This is a genomic window from Staphylococcus simulans (assembly GCF_002994445.1).
Taxonomy (GTDB): Bacteria; Bacillota; Bacilli; order Staphylococcales; family Staphylococcaceae; genus Staphylococcus; species Staphylococcus simulans_B.
On sequence record NZ_MRZJ01000003.1, the window covers coordinates 86,518 to 113,182 of the forward strand.

Annotated in this window: 28 protein-coding genes; 21 read left to right on the top strand and 7 right to left on the bottom strand. The window is 36.5% G+C overall.

The window, feature by feature from the left end:
- The first annotated feature begins 14 nt into the window (after positions 1-14).
- The 3 genes from C7N65_RS05465 (at position 15) to C7N65_RS05475 (ending at position 3,139) form a co-directional block, all read left to right on the top strand.
- Complete coding sequence (locus C7N65_RS05465) at positions 15-515, top strand: hypothetical protein (RefSeq protein ID WP_105993467.1); 501 nt, start codon at positions 15-17, stop codon at positions 513-515.
- A 309-nt stretch (positions 516-824) separates the two neighbouring features.
- Positions 825-1,892, top strand: coding sequence for a hypothetical protein (locus C7N65_RS05470; RefSeq protein WP_105993468.1), 1,068 nt, complete (start codon positions 825-827; stop codon positions 1,890-1,892).
- 224 nt (positions 1,893-2,116) lie between these two features.
- The gene (locus tag C7N65_RS05475) at positions 2,117-3,139 is read left to right on the top strand and encodes an alpha/beta hydrolase (protein ID WP_105993469.1); all 1,023 of its coding nucleotides are present in this window, start codon (positions 2,117-2,119) and stop codon (positions 3,137-3,139) included.
- A 149-nt stretch (positions 3,140-3,288) separates the two neighbouring features.
- On the opposite strand, the gene C7N65_RS05480 is transcribed toward C7N65_RS05475, so the two are convergent.
- Entirely contained in the window at positions 3,289-3,795 is a 507-nt protein-coding gene (locus C7N65_RS05480; protein WP_105993470.1) for a GNAT family N-acetyltransferase, read from the bottom strand.
- Positions 3,796-4,001: 206 nt separating this feature from the next.
- Between C7N65_RS05480 and C7N65_RS05485 the strand changes: the two genes are divergently transcribed.
- From C7N65_RS05485 to C7N65_RS05510, 6 genes are all read left to right on the top strand, one after another.
- A complete protein-coding gene (locus C7N65_RS05485) occupies positions 4,002-4,682 on the top strand; it encodes a response regulator transcription factor (protein WP_105993471.1) in 681 nt (226 codons plus the stop codon).
- The gene (locus C7N65_RS05490) at positions 4,669-5,712 is read left to right on the top strand and encodes a sensor histidine kinase (protein ID WP_105993472.1); all 1,044 of its coding nucleotides are present in this window, start codon (positions 4,669-4,671) and stop codon (positions 5,710-5,712) included. Before C7N65_RS05485 ends, C7N65_RS05490 begins: the two co-directional genes overlap by 14 nt.
- Positions 5,713-5,803: 91 nt before the next feature.
- Positions 5,804-6,565: an ABC transporter ATP-binding protein gene (locus C7N65_RS05495; RefSeq protein ID WP_105993473.1), complete on the top strand. Its 762-nt coding sequence runs from the start codon at positions 5,804-5,806 to the stop codon at positions 6,563-6,565.
- Positions 6,555-8,453, top strand: coding sequence for an FtsX-like permease family protein (locus tag C7N65_RS05500; RefSeq protein WP_105993474.1), 1,899 nt, complete (start codon positions 6,555-6,557; stop codon positions 8,451-8,453). The genes C7N65_RS05495 and C7N65_RS05500 overlap by 11 nt, the downstream gene beginning before the upstream one ends.
- Before the next feature lie 397 nt (positions 8,454-8,850).
- Positions 8,851-9,468 (top strand): DUF47 domain-containing protein, encoded by a 618-nt coding sequence (locus C7N65_RS05505; protein WP_105993475.1) that lies wholly within the window; start codon positions 8,851-8,853, stop codon positions 9,466-9,468.
- Positions 9,469-9,480: 12 nt separating this feature from the next.
- Positions 9,481-10,488: an inorganic phosphate transporter gene (locus C7N65_RS05510; RefSeq protein WP_105993476.1), complete on the top strand. Its 1,008-nt coding sequence runs from the start codon at positions 9,481-9,483 to the stop codon at positions 10,486-10,488.
- A gap of 167 nt (positions 10,489-10,655) precedes the next feature.
- Here the strand turns inward: C7N65_RS05510 and C7N65_RS05515 are convergent, their stop codons facing one another.
- Complete coding sequence (locus tag C7N65_RS05515; protein WP_105993477.1) at positions 10,656-11,462, bottom strand: LysM peptidoglycan-binding domain-containing protein; 807 nt, start codon at positions 11,460-11,462, stop codon at positions 10,656-10,658.
- A 366-nt stretch (positions 11,463-11,828) separates the two neighbouring features.
- Between C7N65_RS05515 and C7N65_RS05520 the strand changes: the two genes are divergently transcribed.
- The 9 genes from C7N65_RS05520 (at position 11,829) to C7N65_RS05560 (ending at position 21,274) form a co-directional block, all read left to right on the top strand.
- The gene (locus C7N65_RS05520) at positions 11,829-12,458 is read left to right on the top strand and encodes a Bax inhibitor-1 family protein (protein ID WP_105993478.1); all 630 of its coding nucleotides are present in this window, start codon (positions 11,829-11,831) and stop codon (positions 12,456-12,458) included.
- A 278-nt stretch (positions 12,459-12,736) separates the two neighbouring features.
- Positions 12,737-14,911, top strand: coding sequence for a helix-turn-helix domain-containing protein (locus C7N65_RS05525; protein WP_105993479.1), 2,175 nt, complete (start codon positions 12,737-12,739; stop codon positions 14,909-14,911).
- A 155-nt stretch (positions 14,912-15,066) separates the two neighbouring features.
- On the top strand, positions 15,067-15,423 hold the full coding sequence (locus C7N65_RS05530) for a transcriptional regulator, SarA/Rot family (protein ID WP_105993480.1): 357 nt from the start codon (positions 15,067-15,069) through the stop codon (positions 15,421-15,423).
- A gap of 205 nt (positions 15,424-15,628) precedes the next feature.
- The gene (locus C7N65_RS05535) at positions 15,629-16,345 is read left to right on the top strand and encodes a YebC/PmpR family DNA-binding transcriptional regulator (protein ID WP_105993481.1); all 717 of its coding nucleotides are present in this window, start codon (positions 15,629-15,631) and stop codon (positions 16,343-16,345) included.
- Positions 16,346-16,348: 3 nt separating this feature from the next.
- The gene (locus C7N65_RS05540) at positions 16,349-16,843 is read left to right on the top strand and encodes a cupin domain-containing protein (protein WP_105993657.1); all 495 of its coding nucleotides are present in this window, start codon (positions 16,349-16,351) and stop codon (positions 16,841-16,843) included.
- A gap of 986 nt (positions 16,844-17,829) precedes the next feature.
- Complete coding sequence (locus tag C7N65_RS05545) at positions 17,830-18,408, top strand: DUF402 domain-containing protein (RefSeq protein WP_162912158.1); 579 nt, start codon at positions 17,830-17,832, stop codon at positions 18,406-18,408.
- Positions 18,409-18,531: 123 nt separating this feature from the next.
- Positions 18,532-19,401: a LysR family transcriptional regulator gene (locus tag C7N65_RS05550; protein WP_105993483.1), complete on the top strand. Its 870-nt coding sequence runs from the start codon at positions 18,532-18,534 to the stop codon at positions 19,399-19,401.
- A 173-nt stretch (positions 19,402-19,574) separates the two neighbouring features.
- On the top strand, positions 19,575-20,783 hold the full coding sequence (locus tag C7N65_RS05555; RefSeq protein ID WP_105993484.1) for a sugar efflux transporter: 1,209 nt from the start codon (positions 19,575-19,577) through the stop codon (positions 20,781-20,783).
- 2 nt (positions 20,784-20,785) lie between these two features.
- Positions 20,786-21,274: a DUF456 domain-containing protein gene (locus C7N65_RS05560; protein WP_105993485.1), complete on the top strand. Its 489-nt coding sequence runs from the start codon at positions 20,786-20,788 to the stop codon at positions 21,272-21,274.
- A 68-nt stretch (positions 21,275-21,342) separates the two neighbouring features.
- Here C7N65_RS05560 and C7N65_RS05565 read toward each other — a convergent pair whose 3' ends face one another.
- Complete coding sequence (locus tag C7N65_RS05565; RefSeq protein WP_105993486.1) at positions 21,343-22,029, bottom strand: DUF1129 family protein; 687 nt, start codon at positions 22,027-22,029, stop codon at positions 21,343-21,345.
- Between the two features lie 203 nt (positions 22,030-22,232).
- Between C7N65_RS05565 and C7N65_RS05570 the strand changes: the two genes are divergently transcribed.
- The 3 genes from C7N65_RS05570 to C7N65_RS05580 all read left to right on the top strand — a co-directional run bounded on the left by C7N65_RS05570 (position 22,233) and on the right by C7N65_RS05580 (position 23,730).
- Positions 22,233-22,610, top strand: coding sequence for an SA0632 family lipoprotein (locus C7N65_RS05570; protein WP_105993487.1), 378 nt, complete (start codon positions 22,233-22,235; stop codon positions 22,608-22,610).
- Positions 22,611-22,681: 71 nt separating this feature from the next.
- A complete protein-coding gene (locus tag C7N65_RS05575; protein ID WP_105993488.1) occupies positions 22,682-22,993 on the top strand; it encodes a hypothetical protein in 312 nt (103 codons plus the stop codon).
- 191 nt (positions 22,994-23,184) lie between these two features.
- Positions 23,185-23,730 (top strand): GNAT family N-acetyltransferase, encoded by a 546-nt coding sequence (locus C7N65_RS05580; protein WP_105993489.1) that lies wholly within the window; start codon positions 23,185-23,187, stop codon positions 23,728-23,730.
- Between the two features lie 48 nt (positions 23,731-23,778).
- Here the strand turns inward: C7N65_RS05580 and C7N65_RS05585 are convergent, their stop codons facing one another.
- The 4 genes from C7N65_RS05585 to C7N65_RS05600 form a co-directional block, all read right to left on the bottom strand.
- Positions 23,779-24,345, bottom strand: coding sequence for a TIGR00730 family Rossman fold protein (locus C7N65_RS05585; RefSeq protein WP_199790659.1), 567 nt, complete (start codon positions 24,343-24,345; stop codon positions 23,779-23,781).
- Between the two features lie 21 nt (positions 24,346-24,366).
- Complete coding sequence (locus tag C7N65_RS05590) at positions 24,367-24,819, bottom strand: YaiI/YqxD family protein (RefSeq protein WP_105993491.1); 453 nt, start codon at positions 24,817-24,819, stop codon at positions 24,367-24,369.
- Positions 24,820-25,521 (bottom strand): hypothetical protein, encoded by a 702-nt coding sequence (locus tag C7N65_RS05595; RefSeq protein ID WP_105993492.1) that lies wholly within the window; start codon positions 25,519-25,521, stop codon positions 24,820-24,822.
- Positions 25,522-25,690: 169 nt separating this feature from the next.
- Positions 25,691-26,590, bottom strand: a complete 900-nt coding sequence (locus C7N65_RS05600; RefSeq protein ID WP_105993493.1) for an undecaprenyl-diphosphate phosphatase — start codon at positions 26,588-26,590, stop codon at positions 25,691-25,693.
- Between the last annotated feature and the right edge of the window lie 75 nt (positions 26,591-26,665).

Below are 26,665 nucleotides of genomic sequence, written 5' to 3' on the forward strand. Positions count from 1 at the left end.
AGGAGGACATTGGCATGAAAGATTTAATAAAGCGACATGTCTTAAACGGTGAATTTGAATCAGTAAAACGATTAATGTCCGAATCAGATTTTATGGAATTTGAAGAACATTACATTTCAAGTGCGCATGAAGTAGAAAGTATCATGTTTTACACGTGTATCTTAGATATGATCAAAGATGGAGAAACTGCCGAAATGCACGATTTAGCATTCTTGCTGCTGGTTTATCCATTAAGCGAATTAGAAGGTGCGCTTGACTCTGCTTATTATCATGCTGAAGCTTCCATAAAACTCACTGAGGGCAAAGAAGTGAAGAGTTTACTACAAATGTTGTTACTCCATGCAATTCCTGAACCTGTTATTTCTGATAAAAAAGCTTTCGATATTTCTAAACAGATTTTGAAGCTGGATCCGAACAATAACGTAGCCCGTAATATTCTTAAACAGACAGCGAAACGAATGGATAACGTTGTGGTCAGCATTGACGAACTTAATCAAAATCGTGATGCAAAATAATAATCAACCCATAACAGAGAGTGCCGTAAAAGGTGCTCTCTTTAATTTTTCTGCAAGGAAAAATGATACTTAAGTATTTCTAATGACATCGTTCACAAATTTTAATGAGTAATTCTATTGAGTTGAGGGTAATTTATTGTTGTGTTTGTTCAATTACACAGAACGCCTATTGCGCTTTGTGGTTATTTATTGTTACTATAAACTTTTCATGGAAAAAGTAATGGCCTTTTCAGACAGAAACGCTATGGATAGTAAGTAAAACGTTGGCAAGCATTGGTTTAATTACACGAGGAGGTATTTAACGTTATTATGACGTTTAATAAAGAAACTGTAAAAATTGGCTTTGCCTATGTCGGTGTAGTCGTCGGCGCAGGTTTTTCAACAGGTCAAGAAGTTATGCAATTCTTCACCGAGTTCGGCTTATGGGCGTATATCGGTGTATTACTTTCAGGAATTATCTTAGGATTCATCGGAAGACAAGTAGCGAAAATCGGAACGGCTTTCGATGCTGAAAACCACGAATCGACTTTGTCATATTTATTTGGGAAAGGCTTAGGACGGGTCATCGACTATATTTTAGTCTTCTTTTTATTCGGAATTTCTGTCACAATGATCGCAGGGGCAGGTTCTGCATTCCATGAAAGTTACGGCATACCTACATGGTTAGGTGCCTTAATTATGGTTATCGCAATTTACATTACATTATTGATGGACTTCAACAAAATTGTTCGCGCATTAGGTGTAGTTACACCATTCTTAATCATTTTAGTGATTATTATTGCAGGAACATATTTAATTAAAGGTGAAGTCCCAATCAGCGAAATCAACGCAACAATGCCAAAAGCAAATCCACTATTAGGTATCTTCTGGGGTACTGTATACGGCGGTTTAGCTTTTGCGGTTGGATTTAGTACTATCGTTGCAATCGGCGGTGATGCAAGTAAAAGAAAAGTATCTGGTGCCGGCGCATTATTCGGCGGTATCGTTTATACGATTCTATTAGCTCTAATCACATTTGCATTGCAAACGGAATATCCAACGATTAAAGAAGCGGCTATTCCTACATTGAAATTAGCACATGGTATTCACCCAGCTGTGACAATTGTGTTATCAGTTGTAATGTTAGCCGTAATGTACAATACAATTTTGGGTCTGCTGTATTCATTCGCAGCAAGATTTACAACACCATACAGTAAGAAATACCATATTTTAGTCGTGATTATGATGTTAGTAGGTTACGGATTAAGTTTCGTAGGCTTCTCAAGTCTGATTAACTTCTTATACCCTATGATGGGTGTTATCGGACTCTTAATCGTAGTCGGCGTATTAATTAAGTATTTCAAACGTAAGAAAGAAAATGAACAACATATCGCATAAAAGCCCAATTTGTTAATTTACTTGATATAGCAAAACAATAATAAAGGTCAACTTATTGTAAAAACAATAAGGATGAAAATAGTAGAACATGGCGCAGCAGATGATGCTGCGCTTTTTTAATGAGTATTGCTTCGTCTTTGAGATACATTGTGATTTCAAGTACAATAAAAGCGAAATAAAATTATCTCGCCCAAAGAACGACAGAGAGAGGACATGATAATGAAATGAGCAGTCGCAAAAAGCGTTGGCTGATAGGAGGGGCCGTTGTCGGTGTCTTAGTATGTATTGCCATAGCTATCGGAGTGAAATTATATATGGATGAGCATCATAGACAAAATATGAAACAGAAAGTCGCAATCAATAATAACAATGTTAAAGTCTTTAATAATATTACATACGGCAAGACTTACCCGAAAAGCCAATTAGACATTATTACACCCGCAGAACTAGATAAAGATGTGAAGCTGCCTGTAATATTTTGGATGCATGGGGGCGGTTTTATTGCAGGAGATAAGCAATATAAAAATCCGCTGCTTTCAAGGATTGCTGAACAAGGTTATATTGTCGTGAATGTGAATTATGCTTTAGCGCCGCAATATAAATATCCGACACCTTTAATCCAAATGGATCAAGCTGTAAAGTTTATTAAAGAAAACCCGCATGAATTGCCGATTGATTTCAATCAAGTAGTCTTTGGCGGAGATTCTGCCGGGGCACAGTTATCCAGTCAATATACAGCGATTCAAACGGATGAAAAATTAAGAAAAGAAATGGACTTTAAACAACGCTTCAAACCTGAAAACATTAGGGCCGCTATCTTTTTCGGCGGGTTCTATAATATGAATACAGTAAAGAAAACAGAATTCCCGCGTATTCAATTGTTTATGAGGAGTTATACAGGTACAGAAAACTGGGAAACTGAGTTTAGAGATTTATCGGAAATGTCGACAATTGAGCATGTTACTAAAAATTATCCGCCGACATTCTTATCTGTAGGAGATGCCGATCCGTTTGCAAGTCAAAACGAAGAATTTGCACAAGTGTTAGATGAAAAAGGTACTTCTGTAGATACTTTATTCTATGATGGTTCCCATCAACTCCGACATCAGTACCAATTCCATTTGAATCTGCCGGAATCTAAAGAGAACCTGACACAAGTACAACGCTTCTTAAGCCGCAACATAAGCTCTACAACTATGAAAGAGCAAGATGAACAGACGGATTCTGTTCAACTCAATCCTTATTAATAAAATTGAATAAAAATAGATGAAAAGAGGTATCAGATACATGTGCTTTATCTGATATCTCTTTATGCTATAGAATAATAAATAGTGAGATGAATGAAAAAAGGCAAAACAAAAACCTAATATGCAAAGATACATATTAGGAAAAAGTATTAGTGTAATAATTTAGCCATTACATATTCACTGTAGAATTTATTATCTATCTTTAATTTATCGCGCATTTCGCCTTCAATTTGATAACCGGCAGATTTAAATAAATCCACGGCTGTTTCATTTTCAGGAACAACTAATGCTTCTAAACGGCGAATACTGTGGTTATATGCCCATGCATCCACCGCGTTTAATAACGATTGCCCAACACCTTTACTGCGGTATTGTTCGCGTATACCGATACGTACGCGTGTTTCATGACGTGTGCGCTCGTATTTGCGGGAAGTTACAATCGCAAATCCAATCAGCATACCGTCGATTTCAGCGAGGTAAATGGTATTTGATGGAGAAGTGATGAAATGTTCAAGCTGCTTGAGTGCACTTGAAAGCGAAGGGACATATTCACCAGGACTATACAGCATGTAATTAGACTCATCATAGATATCTTTCAACAATACAATATAATCATCCGCATCATTTATACTTATTTCTCTAATCGTATGTTCCATAGACACCCTCCATTTTATAAGGTAGTATTACACTGAGTATATACTAATTCGTACCGGACTGCATTGATTTAGTTCAATGCTTATCTAAAATGTATAAAACAATACATTTTAGAGTAGTACGTATTCAATAGTGTAAAAGAAAAACAGTGAAATGTAAATGAAATGTTTTTGCAATAATTTTGAAATAAATACAGGCTGGTGAAAGCATGAAAATTTTATTGGTAGAAGATGATAAATCTTTATTTGAACAATTAAAGAAAGAATTGGAACACTGGGACTTGCATGTATATGGTATAGAAGACTTTAACCATGTTTTAGAAGAATATACAGAAATCCAACCAGAGATTATCATTATGGATGTTGAATTGCCGAAATATGATGGTTTCTATTGGTGCCGTGCCATTCGTAATCAATCGAATGTTCCGATACTTTTCCTATCCGCTAGAGATAATCCGATGGATCAAGTGATGAGTATGGAATTAGGAGCAGATGATTTTATGCAGAAGCCGTTCTATACCAATGTGCTGATTGCAAAGTTAAAGGCGATTTACCGCCGCGTTTATCAATTTAATATAGAAGAAAAACGTATGATGACATGGGGAGATGTACAAGTGGACCTGGCAAAAGGAGTCTTAGAACGAGACGGTGAAAGTGCACACTTGTCGAAAACGGAGATGCTGATACTGGAAATTTTATTACAGCACCGCAATCAAATTGTCAGCCGTGATGCGATTATCACTGCATTGTGGGATGATGAAGCCTTTGTCAGCGATAATACTTTAACGGTCAATATCAATCGTTTAAGAAAGAAACTGGCAGAATTCGGTTTAACGCATGCGATTGAAACAAGAGTCGGCAAAGGATATATGGCACATGACTTCGATTAAAAGAATTTATCATTATTTAGTGTCGCGGTTGAATTGGCTGGCGCTTATTTTAGGCTTTCAAGTCTTTTTGGTTGTATTAGCTTATTTGGATCCTGATTTATCACTTGGTTCGGTAGGCTATGTGATTTTATGCAATCTGATATTTACACTGGTGTTCTTAATTTTTGCTTACTTTTATGAAACAGCATTTAATAAGAAGCTGTCAGAAATGCGAGAGATTGAAGAGTTAAAACATAAAGAAGCAGCAAATACACCGATGGAAGGTGAAGTACTGGATTATTTGTATACGATGATTCAGCGTCAAAAGCACATTGTATCGGAACAAGCTATTCAATTGAATGCACACGAACAAAGCTTAACGGAGTTTGTGCATGAAATTAAAACACCGCTGACTGCTCTGCAGTTATTAATTGACCAAGAAACAGATGAAACACGTCGCAATGAAATGCTGTATGAATGGTCTCGTATGAATCAAATGCTGGATAACCAGCTGTACTTAACAAGACTGAATTCGAAGCAGCAAGACCTCTATTTTGATAAAGTCTCTCTGAAACGAATAGTGATAGGAGAAATTCAGCTCACGCGCAATATCTGCAGGCAGCGCGGTATCGGCTTTGATATGGATTTTGAAGCGGATTTCCAAGTGTTTACAGATATGAAGTGGTGCAAAATGATGCTGCGGCAAGTGATTTCAAATGCGGTGAAATACAGTCATCCCAGTACCGAAATCGCAATCAACGCTTATAAAGCACAAGAACAAGTGTGCTTAAGCATCAAAGATACTGGACGCGGGATTGCTACGAATGATTTGCCTCGGATTTTTGAACGCGGTTTTACTTCTACGCAATATCGTCATGAAACGACTTCTTCAGGTATCGGTTTATATTTAGTGGATCAAATTAAAGATGCGCTTCAGATTCAAGTAGAGGTAGATTCAACGGTCAATAAAGGGACTACAGTGACTTTTGTTTTCCCAAAACAAAATGAAATATTGTCACGTATGTCTGAAGTGACAAAGTTGTCACTTTAACCCTTTGTTTTGTAACATCAATCCAACGACCTAAAAGCAGAAGTTGCGTACACTGAAAGTACAATAAGTTAAGAAAAGGAGCGCTATCAAAATGGCAATTCTAACAGTATCCAATTTAACGAAAGTATTTGGAAACAAACAAGTGGCGCAAGAGGTGCTTAAGGGTTTGTCGTTTAAAGTTGAAAAAGGTGAATTTATTTCAATTATGGGACCTTCAGGTTCTGGTAAAACGACATTATTGAATATGTTAAGTTCAATTGATTATATTACACAAGGATCAGTTGAGTTGAATGGACATCAACTTCAGAAGTTGAGCAATAAAGCTTTATCTGAAGTACGCAAGAAAGAAATCGGATTTATTTTCCAAGATTACAATCTGCTTGATACTTTAACGGTTAAAGAAAATATTATGCTGCCGTTATCGATACAAAAGCTGTCTAAAAAAGATGCGGAAGTACGTTTTAATGAGGTTGTCGAAGCATTAGGTATTACAGATATCGCACATAAATATCCTTCAGAGATTTCAGGCGGTCAAAAACAGCGTGTTTCAGCAGCACGTGCATTCATAACAAGACCTGCAATTATCTTTGCGGATGAGCCGACAGGGGCATTAGATTCTAAAAGTGCGCAAGATTTATTGCGCCGTTTAAAATCAATGAATGAACGTTTTAATACAACGATTTTAATGGTGACACATGATCCTGCCGCAGCAAGTTATTCTAACCGTGTTATTATGCTGAAAGATGGACAAATTCATTCTGAATTATATCAAGGCGAACGTACAAAACAGGCGTTCTATAAAGAAATCATTCAAGCACAAAGTGTCTTGGGCGGTGTTCAATATGAGTTTTAAGCATATTGTATTCAAGAACCTAAGACAAAATATCAGACATTACGGCTTATACTTATTCTCATTAATTATGAGTATTGCCTTATATTTCAGCTTTGTGACTTTAAAGTATACAGATACCATCAACAACAAAGAAGCAACCGTGTTTATTCAAAAAGGTGCGAGCATCGGAAGTACCTTTCTCTTCATTATCATTATAGTATTCTTGCTCTATGTGAATCAGCTGTTTATAAAACAGCGTGATAAGGAGCTTGGGCTATACCAATTAATCGGTTTGACCAAAGGTAATATTATCCGCATGTCGATGTTGGAACAAATTGCGATATTCCTTATTACAGGTGCCGTAGGTATGATTGCAGGTTTAATCGGTTCAAGACTACTGCTTTTGATATGTATGAAGCTGATGGGTGTGGATATCAGTATCCATCTGCACTTTAGTATGCAAGCATTCACTGCTACATCACTGATGTTGTTATTAGCTTACATCTTGATAATTTTGCAGAATACTATTTTTATTCAACGCCGTTCGATTTTAAAATTAATGCAGACACGTCAAACTACAGATGCTAAAACGAATAAAATTAAAGTACTAGAATTTATCAGCGGTGTTTTAGGACTAGGTATGATTGTTTCAGGATATCTTATGGCACTCAATACGAAGTTATTAGTCAGTCTTATAACACCATATCTTATCCTATTATTAACTATCGTTGGTGCATACTTATTCTTTAGAAGTACAGTGTCGCTGTTATTCAAAACACTTAAGAAAAGAAAGAAAGGCAATGTGACTATTAACGATGTCATCTTTACAGCGTCGATTATGCATCGCATGAAGAAAAATGCGTTATCGCTGACGATTATTGCAGTGATTTCAGCGATAACGGTAACTATTCTGTGCTTTGCGGCCGTTACCGTCAAATTAGAACAAGAACAAGTGAATTTGCGTGCACCTTATGATATTACAATGCAAAGCAAAAAGGATGCTGATCGCTATCAAGAGGCATTAAAATCACATGACATTCCTTTCAATTTGAATTATAAAGAGCTTACTATGTTCAAAGGTGAAAGCAGCAACTTGTATGAAAGCCGTATCGGCAGTATGATGGGCATGCGTGTTACGAGTGATAAATATGTCAAAGATGCAAGCCTGTCTGATCATTCGTCTAAATTAGCACATCCGTTTGGTACGGGCCAATTTTTAAAGCCGATTACAGACAAATCTTATGTTGAATTTAAAGATAAGCAGCAAAACAAATTGCTGCGATTGAATGTACAGCGTTCAGATACAGATATTCGCTTTAGTTTAGTGACATTGCGCGGCGGTCCATTATTAATTATAAATGATGCAGATTATCAGCTGTTAAAAGAGAAAGGGCAATTTGAAAAGGATAGTGTTGCTCAACAATATGGTTTCACAATAACAGATGATTCCAAAATGGACGAAGCAACAAAATTACTGCATAAAACATTGCCGCATTATGAAACGAGAGAAGAAGCGGCTAAAGACTTCAGAAACTTCAGCGGTATTTTCTTATTCGTCACATCATTTTTAGGCATTGCCTTTTTAATGGCTGCAGGTTGTATCATCTATATTAAACAAATGGATGAAACGACAGACGAAATCGATCATTTCAGAGTACTGCGCAAACTTGGGTTTACACAATATGATATGCGCAAAGGCTTGAAACTGAAAGTATTGTTTAATTTCGGCTTGCCGCTGGTTGTTGGATTGTTGCATGCGTATTTTGCGTCATGGTCCTTCTTAAAATTAATGGGGTCAACTGATCACTCTCCAGTCTTTGCAGTGATGGCAATTTACACAATGATTTATGCTGGTTTTGCGGTGATTGCATACGTGCATATGAAACGTACAATAAAACAATCGATTTAACACTATGAATGTAAATGTACTCTGAAAACTAAAATTATTTGGTTTTCGGAGTATTTTTTGTACTGAAAATGTGTGAAAATAAGAAAGTTAGGTAAAAACTTTAGTGGGATGCTTAACAATCAAGGTGAAATTTTATATAGGATACTGATTTTATTACAGTAATCGTACATTACAATTATGTTCAATTGTTAAGATTTTGTAAATATAATTGTAGTGGTGTAAATTTTATGCTATTTTCTTTTTAGGAAGGTAAATTTTATTTGAAGCTAGTGTGAAGATGACATACATATTAGTTTCGAAAGTATCAAACGATTACTTTTTACAGCTATATACTTTTGAGTTTCAAATTTACGAAATGTGATTGAAAAGCAATCGCTGAAAATGGAGGATTTTCAAAATGTTTAATAAGAAAAAGGATAAGTTCATGGTTAAATTGGAGGAAATGGTGTTCAATTTAGATCGCGCAGCCATTGAGTTTGGGAAAATGGACTTTAACACACATCTAGATTTGAAAGCTTATTCTGATAATATCAAAACATATGAGTCACACGGTGATGACTTAATGCATCAAGTTATTTCTGACTTGAACCAAACTTTCATTACCCCAATCGAACGTGAAGATATTTTATCTTTATGTAATGCAATTGACGATGTATTAGATGCAATGGAAGAAACATCTGCGATGTTTGAAATGTATTCAATTGAATATTCAGATGAGTACATGGCAGAATTCGTTGATAACATTCAAAAAGCAGTAGCAGAAATGAAACTTGCTATTGGTTTATTAGTTGAGAAAAAACTTTCTCATATGCGTATTCATTCAATTAATATTAAAGAATTCGAAACAAACTGTGATGGAGTGTTAAGACAATCTATTAAGCACATCTTCAACAGCGAAACAGATCCAATCACATTGATTAAAATCAAAGATATCTATGAAAGCTTGGAAAACGTTGCGGATAAATGCCAAGCAGTAGCAAATAATTTCGAAACAATTATCATGAAAAATAGCTAAGGAGTAATTTAAATGGATTATATTATAATTATCACTGTAGCTATCGTTATTTTTTCATTGGTGTTCGACTTTATTAACGGCTTCCACGATACAGCGAATGCGGTAGCTACTGCAGTGTCGACAAGAGCATTAACGCCAAGACGTGCAATCTTTTTAGCAGCGATTATGAACTTTATCGGTGCTTTGACATTTACAGGTGTAGCAGGAACAATTACGAAAGATATCGTCGATCCATTTAAATTGACGAATGGCTTAGTTGTTGTATTAGCAGCGATTTTTGCGGCGATTTTCTGGAACTTGTTAACATGGTACTTCGGTATCCCAAGTTCTTCATCACACGCATTAATCGGATCTATTGCTGGTGCAGCTGTAGCATCGCAAGGTTCATTTACAGTCTTGCATTTCCAAGGTTTCACAAAAATCATTATTGTATTAATCGTGTCACCGTTAATTGCGTTTTGTGTAGGTTTCTTGATTTATTCATTTATCAAAGTAGTTTTCAAAAACGCAAACTTAACGAAAAGCAACCGCAACTTTAGAATATTCCAAATCTTTACTGCGGCATTGCAATCATTCTCACACGGTACAAACGATGCCCAAAAATCAATGGGTATCATTACATTAGCGTTAATTGTTGCTAACTTGCAAAATGGTAATAACGTAGAACCGCAATTATGGGTTAAAGTTGCCTGTGCTGCCGCAATGGGTCTTGGTACTGCAGTAGGTGGTTGGAAAATCATCAAAACTGTCGGCGGCAACATTATGAAGATTCGCCCGGCTAACGGTGCTGCTGCGGATTTATCTTCAGCATTAACAATCTTTGTGGCATCTTCATTGCATTTCCCATTATCTACAACACACGTTGTATCTTCATCTATCCTTGGTGTAGGGGCTTCTAACCGTGCAAAAGGAGTTAAATGGAATACAGCACAACGTATGATTGTGACTTGGGTAATCACATTACCGATTTCTGCAATTGTTGCAGCAATCATTTACTGGATTATGAATATTTTCTTATAGTGCAACGCACACATACTTAATTACAACATAAATCTGTTTAGCTTAAGGCAAACAGTGCGAAATAAAGAACGGACAATCTTCGACTTGTGAAAGATTGTCCGTTTTTAAATACGTGTATATGAAAAAGGCGATGGGGTTTCCATCGCCTTTCATGTATGTGTTAAAGATTAATGAATGTAATTGTAGCTTGAAGCCATTGAAGCTGGAATTGTACGGTAATCTACCACACCTGGAGGTGTATTGAAGTTCATTTCTGAAATTAAGATACTTCCATCACCGTTCACTTGTTCTACATAAGCTACGTGTCCAATCGGACCTTCATAGTTTTGCATGATTGAACCAGCTTGAGGTGTGTTGTTGACTGTATAACCATCCGCTTGTGCATTGGCTGCCCAATGATCTGCGTTCCACCAATAAGTACTGATTGGTTGACCTGTTTCAGCACGACGATTGAATACATGCCAAGTACATTGACCCCAGTCATATAAGTTAGCATGATTGAATGTCGGTGATTGATTTGTTGTTGGTGCTGCTGTTGGTGTACCGCCGCCGCCAGTTCCGCCGGAACTTGGAATAGTCAGTTGCTGACCAGGATGGATAAGGTAACCATTTAAGTTGTTAGCTGACATAATTGCTTCAGCAGAAGTACCGTATTGACTTGCAATAATACCTAATGATTCACCTGCTTGTACATTATGTACGCCACCTTGGCCTGTTGAAACATTAACGCTAGCGCCGCTGTTTGAACCTTGGCTGCTGCCGTTGACTGTAATGACTTGTCCAGGGAATACCATATTGTTCGATAAGTTATTGTCTTGCTTGATACTATCAATTGAAACACCGTATTGATCTGAGATAGACCAAAGTGATTCACCAGCTTGAACTGTGTGTTGTGTCGAAGCATCAGCATCTTGATGCGTAAGTGCTAAGGCAGCGCCTGTCGCAACTGAGAATGTAACTGCTAACTTTTTCAAAAGAGATTCCTCCTCTATCATTGGTTCTTTATTGACTTATGCATTTGATTTCCTATGTAACTTTGATATTAATCAACATTTCTATACTTCCACATCTTATCAGAAATATTCTCGGATTTGTGTATTGTTACGTTCTTGTAATATTTTTTAATAAAAGTTGAAAAGAATTATAAATATCAAAAGTCGTAATACAATCAGGGTTGAACAGTGAAATACATAAGTTTGTGAAAGGGGTAACGTAATGTTTGTAATAAAATTATGAACATCTATCGAAACATAGGAAATCGTTTATGTTTAAATTGGAATTTTGATATACTTATATGACAGAATATTTATTAAGTCGTACCAATGAGGGAGTTGAACAATATGGTTCATTCTGCACACACTGTTTCAAAATCAAGTGCTTATGCAAAAGTATGGCTTTATTTTATGTACTTTTGGATTGTTTTCGGAATCGGTACTTATTTTGGCCAGTTTTTACCTGATACTTGGAGAAGACCGCTTTCGATAGGTTTAACTGTGTTGATATTGATTTCGCTCTTTATTAATCGTTCGCGTAAATTCGGTTTTATTATTTCAAATATATATGCAGTGATGATCGGTTTGCTGGCTTATGCAGCATTTGCAACGTACATGCATAATTTAGGCCCAGCACTGTTTTATAAGAACGTCGCGCTTGCAGTAGGTGCTTTCGCAGCATTTGGCATTGTAGGGTATTTCTTTGTTCAAAATGCTTCGAGTCTCGGCAAGTATTTATTTGTTGTCTTAGTGGCACTGCTTGTCGCTACATTAATCGGATTCTTTATTCACAATCCGATCTTCTATACGATTATTAATGTTGTCGCAGTGGGCCTCTTCTTATTGTATACCTTATATGATTTTAACCGGCTGAAACGAGGACAGTTTACGCCGAGTGAAATGGGCTTTAACTTATTCGTTAATTTATTAAACATTATTATTAATATTCTAAGTTTAGCCAATCGGTTTAGAGAATAACAACGCAGAGGACTGGAACAGTATTGTTATATGTTCCGGTCCTTAAATATATCTGATTGATTTTTTAACAAATTATTATAGTTAATGAGATACAGTTATGCGTTACGTAATTTGAAACAACATAAAAATAGTATTAAAAATTAACATTTGTGTCTAATTCCATTATGTGCTAAATTTGTATAGTATAGTCCTGGAGAAATTACATGGAAGGAAATAAAATAAAGAGAATATGTATCATTGTGATTATGAACAAGTTTATTTTATTAAAGGTTATTTGAATGAGAAGTAGTATTATTGATCTGTATACAGCCCAAAATTTACCTGTCAATCGTTGTTATGATGGACTTTTATTACTTTGGCCTATAAATAGCACAGCAGAAATCCAACACTCAACCCATACTGATACAGTGGAAGACTGTATTTGTATTATTAATCATAACGAAGTCTTTCAGATTAAGAACAATGATAAAATGATGATACTTTACATTGCGAGTGATTGGTTTTTAGAAAAAGGGTTTGCCTTTTTTAATTATGCCTTCAATGCGCAATTGATTCAGTCAAATAAACATGTTGAAAAAGCAATGCTTATTTTATTGAAGAAGTACTTAGAAGGTACGCTTTCTGAAGACAACATCAATCAATATGTGGGCGAAATTTGCGATATATTAATTAATGAAGCCAGTGTTGAATTACAACATGTGTCGCATCATTTATCTGCTTCTTTGAATAATCGCGACAAAAAAATTGTCGAATATATTCATACGCATATTGATGAAAAAATCACTCTAGAGACAGTTGCTAAAGAGATTTATACCTCACCTACATCGCTCTCATCACACTTCCATAAAATCTTTAACATGGGATTCAGAAATTACATTGAAACACTGCGTATCGGTCTTTCTATGGAATTACTTGTCTCAACAAAAATGAAAATAAGTGAAATTTCGCAAAAAGTAGGTTTCAGCAGTTTCAGTGTATTTTCAAGGAAGTTTAAGCAGCATTTAGAAACAACACCTAATGATTACAGGCATAAGTCTAAAGTAAGCAAAAACATGTGTTACATAGTGAAAGACCATGAATCTGAGTTAAGTAATCAAGGAAAGCAGTTCTATATAGAGAAAGTCGATGAATTACTCTCGAATTGGAAAGAAGATAAGCAAAACATTATTTATATCGACGATTCGGATGCTTTCTATAAACCGACACATCCATTTGTGATGACGATTCAAATTCATACGCTTGAAGAATTGAAACAAGCCATGGTTAAAAAGAGAAATAAGCAGATTATGGAATTTGACAAGGAAGTTATGTTCTTAATCAATATCAGTATTCCAAAGATTCATCAAGCATTCAGTGATGAGGAACTTACAGCACTATTAGATACGATGCATAACAATCAAATTCGTGTAGCATTCACCATTAATTCTAAAGATGACATTGATTATATGAAACGAGCGCTGCTGCAATCAGATGTCTTTACAGGGCACCCAGCCTATGAAGCATTAAAATCTGAAGGGTCGAACATTTCATTTACGTTTAGTTTGCACAATGAATCATTAAAGGACATTTATATTCAGAAAATGCGTCTTAAAGAAATAGGATTCAATGTTAAATTCAACTTGGAAATCAGCAAACTCTTCAATGATCTGGAGAAGTTTAAATCATTAGAACTGCCTATGAAGCGTGTTAACTTTGACTATTACATTATTGATAATGAAAAGTTGAAGTATCCTTATTTAGAAAAGTCTTATCAAAATATACCGATGAAACAAATTGCAAATTTAGCACCGCTTAAAGCTGTCATGGATCAAGTTCATTTGGAAGAACGCAAATATATTCTTGTTAATATACCGAATCGAGAGCTGTTTAATGAGAATATGAGCCTTTTAGACAGTACACCATTGATGATGTATATGTATATGCAGTTTTATGAAGTATTTTCAGGCATCGGTGTAGATTTATATAAGCAAACACATAACAATGCGGCATATCTATTTGATAGAAACGGTTTTAAATCAACACTGTATTTCTTATATCAGCAATTGTCTACTTTTGAAACGTATTATTTCTATGAAAATGAGGCGTGTTTAGTGAGTAAGGACGATGAACGTCTCAGTATCATTGTCTATGACTGGAGAATCATTGAAAATGAAGTCCATGAAACAGAACAAAGCAGCCATCGTTTTGATTTAGGTTTCAAAGATACTGCTTTAAGAAAGAACTATCTTGTTACGCGTGAAATTACGGATTATCAGTATGGTAATATTAATCAGATTATTTCACCGTCTCTGCTTAATACGTATCAATGGTCAGAACATCTGAAAGAAAAAAATGAAAGCGTCAATGTTCCGAATTTTGATGTTTTCGAGCATGATTTTAACCAGGACTTTCTTAGCGTTGAAGTTAACTATAATTCACTGCAGGTGATTTCTCTGTATAAAATGAAAGATTGAGCAGAACATTTTGAAAGGCATGTATATTTTGCGCAATTTAATTTGCCGTACTTGGAAAAACTGCAAAGACAAAGTGGGGAAACACTAAAGACTTTTATATTTTAAATATTCATAATGAATGTATTATATCGATATAAGTTCTGGAGGCGTGTACTTTGAAAAAAAGTAAGTTAGAAAAATTGCTCAAAGAATACAAAAAGTATATGGATTTAACGAGTTACATCGAAAAAACATACAAAATCAACATGAACGATTTTGTTATACTTAACTGTATTCATGAGAATTGCACCGAAGAAAAGATGTTAATGCAACCTTTTTTAAAGATTGCTACAGATTCATTTGAAATCAGCCGTACGAAAGTTTTGGCTTCTATCCGTAAGCTTGTAAACCAAGATCGCGTCAGCAAAGTCAGATCTGATTCTGATGAGCGTAAAGTTTACATCTTCATGGATGACAAAGACATAGATAAACTTAATGCAATGCTTGATGACATTGATAAGTTTTTAGGTTGATTTTACATCACATCATCGCACACTAGAGAAAGATATAATATTGTGGATTTGGCAGCCTGTTGTTTAACAGTGCTGTCTTTTTTTATCCGATTTTAAAAGTAATTCTGCACAAATTGGGAATTAGGTTTGCAAAAACTATATATTAAAGGAAAAATCATGTATAATAGTTGATGTTAAAAATTGAGAGCGAAAGCGAGATGGAAGTATGGGACGTAAATGGAATAACATCAAAGAGAAAAAAGCCCAAAAAGACAAAAATACGAGTCGAATTTATGCGAAATTCGGTAAAGAAATATATGTAGCCGCAAAATCTGGTGAACCTGATCCGGATTCTAACCAAACACTGCGTTTAGTGTTAGAACGTGCAAAAACATATAATGTACCGAGAAACATCATTGACCGTGCAATCGATAAAGCAAAGGGCTCAGATGATGAAAACTATGACGAACTGCGTTATGAAGGATTCGGTCCTAGCGGCTCAATGTTAATCGTCGATGCTTTAACAAACAATGTGAACCGTACTGCATCAGACGTACGTGCAGCTTTCGGTAAAAACGGCGGAAACATGGGTGTTTCCGGTTCAGTATCTTATATGTTCACACATACAGGTACATTCGCATTTGAAGGCAAATCAGCAGATGACATCTTGGAACTGTTAATGGAAAAGGACTTAGATGTGCGTGATGTCGTAGAAGACGGCGACTTAACAATCGTTTATGCTGAACCTGACCAATTTGCACAAGTACAAGATGCGTTGAAAGAAAGCGGTATTGAAGAATTCCAAGTAGCTGAATTTGAAATGCTGCCGCAAAATGATATTCAATTATCAGATGAAGATAAAGCAACGTTCGAAGGCTTAATTGATGCGTTAGAAGATTTAGAAGATGTTCAAAACGTTTATCACAATGTGGATTTGGACTAAATGATGCAGCGAACAGTGGCAGATTGGGTGAGGGAATTAGATTTAATTCCTCATCCGGAAGGTGGCTATTATAAAGAGATAATTCAAGCCGAACGACATATAGCGCAAACAACGCGCCCAGCTTATACGAGCATTTATTTTTTACTGACTGATGATAATATTTCGCATTTTCATCGTATCGATACAGATGAAATCTGGTATTATCATTACGGTCAAACATTGACTGTTCATATGATTCATAAGAATGGAGAATATGAAGCGGTACACATCGGCCCTAATATTGCACAAGGAGAAGTCCTTCAATATGTTGTACCAGCCGGAACAATCTTTGCATCTTCAATCAAAGAGGAATCTGGTTATGCATTAGTCGGCTGTATGTGCCAGCCCGGTTTCATGTTTGAGCATTTTGAAATGTTTGATCAAGCAACTTTAAAAGCAGACTATCCGCATTTAAGCCAAGTAATTGAATCTTATGCGGTAGCATCATTAAATGAATAGTTTACTTAAAAGCAGAGCCCTGCAGATGTTAAGGGTTCTGCTTTTTTAGTGCGCTCGGCGTGATTAGCAACTTGATGGTGAAAGTCCATTACAGGCTTGGCAGTAGGAACTGTTAGCGAATGACAAGGGGTCCCATCGCGAGGTGAAATCTGAAGGCAGTCGGACGGAATGACTCATATTGACGAATAGAAACTATATAGAATGGCTTCAAAAAGCAGATGAGCTGGCTATACAAAGTAAAGTTTAATACTCTACGGACTTCAAGGTGGTAAATGAAATCATACATGCGTCGAATGTACCGAAGTGCTTAACAATATTCAATTCAAAGTAAATAATGACAATCAAGATTTACGTCAATTGCAGAAAATAAATTTTGGAAGTTAGCAATCTTTGGAGGACATTCGGCAGTACCGAAAAGATTTACAGATGTGCAAAGTAAATCTTTGGTGAAATGAAACAACTGTATGGTGATGATCTATCGCTGGTGGAGCTTGTTGTATGTAGGAATAATATGAAGAAAAAGCAGCTGAGAAAGTTAAAAGCAAAGCATGAAACAAAAATGAGGGTAGAAGGTTATTTTAATATTCTCAAATCATAAATAAAACAAAGCAGGATGATTATATGAGCAGTCATTTTGCTAAGTATGATGTATTAGAGCCCTTTGTACAATGTGAAAGTCAAGAAAGATGTCAGTGTCTATCATTTAATGAGTGAGAAAGACGATGCCCTTCATTGATAAAATTATTGGGCGAGGAAACTTGAGCGCAGACGACAGCATCTTATTAGGGAAAAAGTGAAATAAGTTTGCACTAAGACTTTAAATGGGCAGTCTTGTGTTTTTGTATTGAGAGTAAAGCAAATGGAAGGCACTATCGCTTATTAATGTGTAAAAGGTGTGTTTCTTATTGCATTAATGTAAAGAATATCAAACATTGAGTGACATGTATGTGACAGTTTTATATAATAATGTCAAGGAGTTGGTGACTGTGAAAGTAAAATACATCGATAAACGTCACTGGCGTCGTCTGATTGAAAGAGATTATACTGAAGTTAAGGTGAATAATAATAAATTCAAAGGAATCATTGGTCTAATCACAATGAAGAAAGTAAAGGAACCTTTAAAGGTTTCAGTCGTGGGACAGACGATTGTTGTCGCAGATAACAACTATCAGTGGCTTCAGATCGTTCCCGATAAGAAACGCTACAGTATAACAGTGATGCTAGATGAAAAAGGCAACCCGCTTGAATATTATTTTGATATCAACATCAAGAATATTACACAAAAGGGCAAAGCACGTACAGTGGACTTATGTCTAGACGTCATTGTGCTGCCTAACGGAGAATATGAGCTGGTTGATGAAGATGACTTATTACGTGCATTAGAGACAAAGCAGATTTCGAAGAAGCAATATCATGAAGCATACATTATCGCGCATCAATTGATGATGAAAATCGATCATGACTTTGCGAGTATGCAAGAAAATATTATGTATTGCTATAATAAGATTAAACATAAATATTTAAACGATAAACATACGACGCATCATCACCGCGACAAATCATGAGCTGGTTATCACGCTGCATGTCATGTACAAAAGATGTTTGTATGAAAGGTGCCATGCTGTCAGATTGACTGCCGCATGGTTTTATTTATTAGAAATGGATTGAAGTATCTAGGAGGATAAAGTGTGAAGATTGAGGATTACCGATTGTTAATCACGTTAGACGAAACGCGTACATTGCGTAAAGCAGCAGAGATTTTATATATTTCTCAACCTGCTGTAACACAGCGATTAAAAGCGATAGAGAATGCATTTGGAGTGGATATCTTTATACGTACCAAAAAGCAGCTGATTACTACGACTGAGGGCGCAATGGTCATAGAACATGCCAGAGATATGCTGAAACGCGAGCGTTTGTTCTTTGATAAGATGCAAGCCCATATGGGAGAAGTCAACGGCACAATCTCTATAGGGTGCTCTTCTTTGATAGGTCAAACATTGCTGCCTGAAGTGCTGAGTCATTATAACGATAAGTATCCGAATGTAGAAATTCAAGTACGCGTGGGTTCCAGTGATCACATAAAAGCACATCATCGAGACTATCACATTATGATTATCCGCGGCAGTAAAATTTTAAATTTGAATAACCAATACTTATTCAATGACAAACATTTCTTTATTTACCCCAAAGGCAAGAGAGACCAAGCACCCGAATTACCATTTATCGAGTTCCAAGCAGACCCGATTTATATTAATCAAATCAAAGAATGGTATGGCCGCAACTTAGGCAAAGATTATCATGCGATGATATCTGTAGACCAAGTTGCTACATGCAAAGAAATGCTTGTTGGCGGTGTCGGTGTGACGGTGCTGCCGGAAATTATGATTAAAGATTTAGATCCGAAGCGTTTTGATTTTGAACAAGTTGATATTGAAACACATCCATTAGTGCGTTCAACTTATTTGAGTTATGACTCCAGCATGCTGCAATTGCCGCAAGTAGAATCTTTCGTTGATTTAGTAGTCAATGATATTGCAGAAAAACCAGAAGGATAACGCTGAGGATTGAATGCAAACTATCTCAAAGACATCCGTATCGTGCTGGATGTCTTTTTAATGTGGAAAAGCAATAATATGAGAAATCCATAAAAATTATGTCTATCTATTCCAAATAAGCTTTAAATTGATTAAACTAGTAGTTACTATTAATTGTTGAGTGAGGTTAGAATATGTTTGCAGAGTTACTGCATATTAAAAACTATAAATTATTTGTCATTAACATGATGCTCATCGGTATGGGGATTGCGATCACCATTCCTTATTTAGTACTCTTTGCTACGAATGAGTTAGGCATGACGACATCACAATTCGGTTTATTGTTGGCATTAGCCGCAATCAGTCAATTCAGTGTCAATGCGATTGTTGCACGCTTCTCTGATAGGGGCGGTGTGAATCGTAAATTAATTATTATCTGTGCGCTGTTTATGGGCGCAATGAGTTTTGGTATTTACTTCTATGTGCATAGTATTTGGTTGTATATTGCACTTTATGCCATCTTCCAAGGGTTATTCGCACCTGCAATGCCGCAGCTTTATGCGTCAGCACGTGAGTCGATTAATGCTTCATCTTCACGAGGGCGCGCTAAATTTGCGAATACTGTTCTGCGTTCGATGTTCTCATTTGGTTTCTTATTCGGTCCGTTAATCGGTGCTGTATTAAACGGTACGATGGGCTATGCTGGTTTATTCGGCGGAACAATTGTTGTAATCTTATTAACATTAATTCTTCAAGTCTTCTTCTTCAAAGAAGTGCCGGTCAAGCGTTCTATCGGAGACGGCCCGCATGTTGAAAAGAGAGCACCAAGTATGTTCAAAAATATGAAACTGCTGATTCCGTTTATTGCCTTTATCCTGCTGCATATTGGTCAGTGGATGTATACTTTAAATATGCCGCTGTTTGTAACGAAATATCTGCATGAGAGTGAAGACTATGTAGGGATACTCGCAAGCTTATGTGCAGGCTTAGAAGTACCGTTTATGATTATCTTAGGGGTTTTATCTGCCAAATTAGAAACACGTACGCTGTTGATTTTCGGCGCATGTTTTGGAACACTGTTTTTCTTTAGTATCGGTGTCTTCGATAATGTTTATATGATGATGGCAGGACAAGTCTTCTTAGCTATGTTCTTAGCTGTCTTATTAGGTTTAGGTATTACGTATTTCCAAGACATTGTACCTGAATTCCCAGGCTATTCCTCAACGCTTTTTGCGAACGCGATGGTTATCGGTCAATTATGCGGAAATTTACTTGGCGGTGTGATGAGTCAAATTGTAGGATTAGGGAATGTGTTTTATGTATCAGCTGCTTCTTTAGCTTTAGGTATGATATTAATCTTCTTTACTAAAGAGCAGAAATTTATCGAATCAGAAAGAGGTTAAGCATGGTCGCAACGATTTTATGGCTATTTATTATTGCATGTTTTGTGATTGCATTTATTGGACTGGTTAAGCCCATTATTCCATCAATGCCGGTAATGTGGATTGGTTTCTTGATTTACCAAATCGGTTTCCACAACGGAAAATTATCATGGGTCTTCTATATTTCCATGATTATCTTAACGATCTTTATCTTTTTAGCAGACTTGATGATGAGTCAGTATTTCACAAGACGTTTCGGCGGCTCCAAAGCAGGTGAAATTACAGCGCTTATCGGTGTTATTTTAGGCTGCTTTATCTTCCCGCCATTCGGCATTATTTTAGTTCCGCTTATTGCGGTATTTGTTGTAGAAATGATTTTGCAAAAGGATCCGGCAACTGCTATAAAAGCAAGCTTCGGGTCAGTTGTAGGTTTTCTTGCCAGTACTGCAGCACAAGCCATCGTAATGATTATTATGGTCGTCTGGTTCTTCTTAGCGATATTAATCAATTAAGCAGAATCCTAATAAAAGAACAGCTTCAAAAGCAGGTTGGATAACTTTGCTTTTGAAGCTGTTTTTGCTTATAAATACGTATTGCTGTTTTGTTTAATGAAGTGATGATCAATATAGAACGCGATAGGTGTGATGATAAATGAAATAATGATAAAGGTCCAGTTATTGATTTGGATAGATGGACCAAATGCCAAATACGATTGCGGGATATATAAGACGTAAAAGAGTAATGCAATTAATGCGAAAATCACGACATAGGTTAATATCCATACCCAATTCGACTTGTTAAAGGCTTGGATTTGAACGGTTTTGAAAGTCCACCATACGAATAAGAAAATGATGAACAATCCAGCCAGAACTACAATAGGAAACGTAAAGTAATAAATCGGCTTTGCGCCTATAAAGAAACCGATAAAACCTTTAAAGAAGCAGAATATCCCGAGTAAAAACAAGATATGATGCCATACATACTTAAAGATGTTCTTTAAGGTTTCATTTTTTAATTCTTTAATGGTTCTCACCGCATGTGCTTTAGGATTATGGTCAAAGAAATCCATGGCCAGCATGCCTTGGTTCTCTGATTTAAGCAGCTGTCTTAAAATACGGTTTAGTACTCGTTCAGAATCGTGGGGATTGACACGCAGATCAGCACGAATATAAGTCATGTAGCTTTCAAATATTTCTCGGTCGGTATTATTCAAATGCAGCGACTTAACATTATTTTCACGCATCAACCGTTCCGTGGATTTAGGCATATAGCAAACCTCCTCGATTCTTTTTATCAATCAAGAATATTATGACTAAGTTAAGCGTATAAATCAATTACAGACGCATCGAAAGCAAAAATTTTCTGCGGTTTGATTGTAAACTATGAAGCAACGTACGATACATGGTAAAATATAAGTAGAAAATCAGCGCAATGATGAGCTGGATTGAGGATTAAAGGAGTACAAATCAAATGAAGAAGGTAATCATGCTGCTGCTGGCTTCAACCTTAGTGTTAGGTGCTTGCGGGAAGAGTGATGAAAAGGCAGCGCTAGAGAAAGATATCGATAAGCTTGAAAAGGAAAATAAAAAATTAAAAGCAGCAAAAGATAAGCTTGAAAAAGAAGAAAAAGCGACACAAGAACGTGTCGATAAATTACAAGATGAAGTCAAAGATAAAGTTGCGACTGAAAGTGCTAAGCAACGTTCAAAACAAGAGGAAAAAGATAAAGCAGCAAAAGAAGACAAAGCAAAAGATAAAACAGATTCATCTGCACAGTCTGAGACTTCAACCTCTAAGTCTAAGACAAACTCAAAACAACAAGAGAAGGACACAACGAAGCAGCCTTAGGCGTTTGCACAAAAAGCCTAAAGGGTATGAAAGAGGTAACAGAGTAACGAACTAAAGGAGTCGATTAAACCATGCACGAACAACAATTTTTCGAATTAGAAGGCAAACAAATGACTTTAAGAGAAGTCGGCAAAGCAATTGAAAAAATTACGGGGTATGAACATACATCACCTTCTGCACAAGTTAAACGCAGAGTTGCACAAAAACCAAACTTCGAGTCTGATACAGATACTTTTGAAGCTACATATCAGTTGAGCCACTTAGGCGACTTTGTAGACGTTGTATTTACTGCGCCTAAAAGCGAGAAAGAACGTCTGCAAGAAGTTCCGGTCACAGTGCAGCTGATCAGTTACAACACACGCTCTGAATATCCTCAAGCTTAATTTGAGGGCAATATACTGCAACTTTGCAGTTAACAATCAAATAGATAGTGTGAAGGGCACTCGTAAGTGAAGTGCAGTGATAACAACCATGTATAAGAACGAGAGTACAATCTACTTTGCTACAGTGCTTTTTTGTATATCATTTTTTACGCGATCACAAGAGATTGAATGGGTGTACGAGGTGGAATCAAATGAGCGTATATTTGGAAACACAACGTTTAAAGTTAAGAGATTGGGAGGAAAAAGACTTATTGCCGTTTCAAAGAATGAATGCTAATCGGCAAGTGCGTCGCTTCTTCCCGAGCATTCTGAGTTACAGACGATCTGAATTGGATATACAAGCCATGCAGAACAATCTCCAAAGAGAAGGCATCGGGTTATTTGCGGTAGAACTCAAAGAGAGTGGTGAATGGATAGGCTTTGTCGGGTTGAATTATCTGCCTAAGAACAGTAAGTATCCATTTAAAGAATTGCCGTTTTATGAAATTGGCTGGCGTTTAATCCCAGAAGTTTGGGATAACGGTATAGCCACAGAAGGGGCGAAAGCGGTATTGGAGTATGCTGCTGAAAAAGGTATTAATGAAGTCTATAGTTTAGCAGCAGCAGAAAATACAGCATCACGACGCGTAATGGATAAAATCGGTATGCAGCATTTTGATGATTTCGAGCTGCCTACTGTGTCTAAAATCCATCCTTTAAGACAACAAGTCAGATATTATAAGAAGCTGAACGAATAAAGAGAGCAACGCATTTTGAAGCGCTGCTCTCTTTTCATGTGCTGTTTATTAATCATAGGTACGTGTGCCGACAGAATGGTAATGTTCAAGACTGTTGAATAAGCTGTCTAAATCATTGTAAAGCGGTGCTAATGAACGGTATTTATCATCGATAAAACCAGCTTTGATCATTTCATCGATTAAGTGTTGAAGCGGTTCGAAGAAACCATTGATATTAAAGACTGCCATAGGTTTTGTGTGGATACCGATTTGTGCCCAGCTGTATGTTTCAAAGAATTCTTCTAATGAGCCGGCACCGCCGGGTGCTAAAATAAAAGCATCTGCGCGCTTGCTCATTTCAGCTTTGCGTCCATGTAATGAATCTACGAGTACTAAATCTGTTAAACGCTGGCTGGTAATTTCTTTATCATCTAAACTTTTCGGCATGACACCGATTGCACTGCCGCCATTATCTAATACACCATTAGAAATTGCGCCCATAATACCGACAGAACCTGCACCAAAGACAAGTTCATAACCATGCTCTGCCATATACTTGCCTAAAGCATAACCCTGCTGCATATAAATTTCATCTTTGCCTTTGCTTGCTCCGCAATAGACTGCGATACGTTTTATTTTACTCATGCTTTTCATCTCCTAAGAAGAAATCTGTGCTATGACACGTTGGAAGGATTGTTCGAATTTTGCACGTGCTTCATCTGAGAACTTTTTAGGACCTTTATGTCTTTTGCCTTGATGTCTGGTTTGTGCATTCAAATAACGCTGTTCCAGTAGTTGTGCTATATTCTTATCACTATATAGCATACCATTATGATGAAGAACATACTGGATTTTACCGATTAACAGACTTGCTAAACCGTAATCTTGTGTGACAACAATATCATCAGGCTGTGCAAGCTGGACGATTTTGTAATCGACTTGATCAGGTCCGTCATCTACATATGAAACTTTGACATGTTCAGGATAATCTCGCATTGAGAAGTGAGAATAACTGCGTACTAACACAACAAAAATGCCTGTCCCTTCAGTCAATTGGATAATTGAGTCTGTAACAGGACAAGCATCTCCGTCAATAATCACTTGTGTCATTTAGAGATTCGGCTTTTTCTCGTGTTTTTGAATTTCCGCAATACGTTCTTCTTGGTTAGTACGTCTGTCTTCTTCTTCTGCTTTTAAACGTTGTTCAATACGGTCTTCTAAAATACGATTCATGTCATAAGCTTCATCTTTATTTTCTTGTTCAAGTTCTTCGCCTTTATTTTCAAGCTGTTTATCAGATTGTCCGCCTGGTACGAGACCTACTTTTTTCTCATACTTTTGAGCGTCTTTCATTTCTTTTACAAGGCGTTTACGTGTTGCTTCTGCGTCTTTATCTTCTTGTTTTTGACGCTTCTCGATGTTTTTCTCTAATTTCTTCGCCATCTTTTTAGCTTCTTTTTCGTTTTTCTTCTCTAATTTATCGCCTTTTGCTTTGATACGCTCAGGGTCATTGGCTTTTGCTTCTTTTTTAGCTTGGCGTTTTTCTTCCATTTCTTGTTTCTTCTCGCTGACATATTGTTTAAGGTCAGAAGATTTATTAGAAACCGCCGTTGCCGCTTTAGAAGATTTATCCGATACATTGCTCGCAAATTGCGATGATTTGTCAGAGACATTTTGTCTTAAGTTTGCAGTTTTATCATTCACTTTTTTTACATCAGGATGATCCTTGATGCGTTTACGTTCTACAATTAAAGGCACAAGAATGATAGGCAGTACCGTTAACAATGTTCTAATTAATCTTTTCTTCTCCATTTGAGTGGCCTCCATTTATTAGTATATAACTACTTAATACCCTGAGTCAGACAGGGATAAACGAATACATTTGTATCATACACTACTTTTTTTAAGGGTCAAAGCAATTGTGGAGACAGGTGTTTGAAACAAAAAACCAGCACGCAATTTGTGCTGGTTGTCTATTGTATTAAATTCCTTTGCCGATACCGAATCCGAAGTAAAGAATAGCGATAAAGATAACTAAGATGATACGGTAAATCGCAAAAGGTACTAATTTAATACGATTGATTAAGTTTAAGAATAATCGGATTGACAGCAAGCCGAATAGGAATGCAGCTAAGAAACCGATAATATAGAATGGGATATGATTCAAATGAATGTATCCGATATGTTTGATTAATGATAAACCGCTTGCGGCTAACATAATCGGTACAGCCATAATAAATGTAAAGTCAGATGCGGCTTTATAATTCAATTTCATTAATACCCCTGTTGAAATTGTAGAGCCTGAACGGCTGAAGCCCGGCCACATTGCGACCGCTTGCGATAAACCGATAACGAAAGCTTGCAAGTAAGTAATCTGATCAATTGTTTCACGATGTGCATAACGGCGGCTGAATTTTTGTGCGAAAATCATATAGAAAGCACCTAGTAAAAGGCCAATCATAACCGTCGGCACACTGAATAAGTATTTCTCGATAAAGTCGTCAAACAATAAACCTAAAATACCTGCAGGAATCATCCCGACTAATACATGCCATAAAGTTAAACGTTTTTGTTTTGTTTGTGCAGTTCTGCTTAACGTTTCGCCTTCGGCTGTATCTGGTGCTTGTGCTCCATGTCTATATTTTCCAATGTGCAGCATTTCAAAATAACGTTTTCTGAATACCCATGCTGCGGCGAAAACTGATCCGAGTTGAATGACAATTTTAAATGTAAATGCGGATTGAGACCCTAAGAAATCAGGGGATTTCAACCACATGTCATCGACGAGAATCATATGCCCAGTTGAGGAAACAGGTGCGAACTCTGTTAATCCTTCAACGATTCCCAGAATCAACGCTTTGAGTAATTCTAACAATAACATAGCGTACCATCCTTATTTGTGATTAATAGTTTTAATTGTAGTATGTAAATACTTGTTGAAACAACTTTTATGATA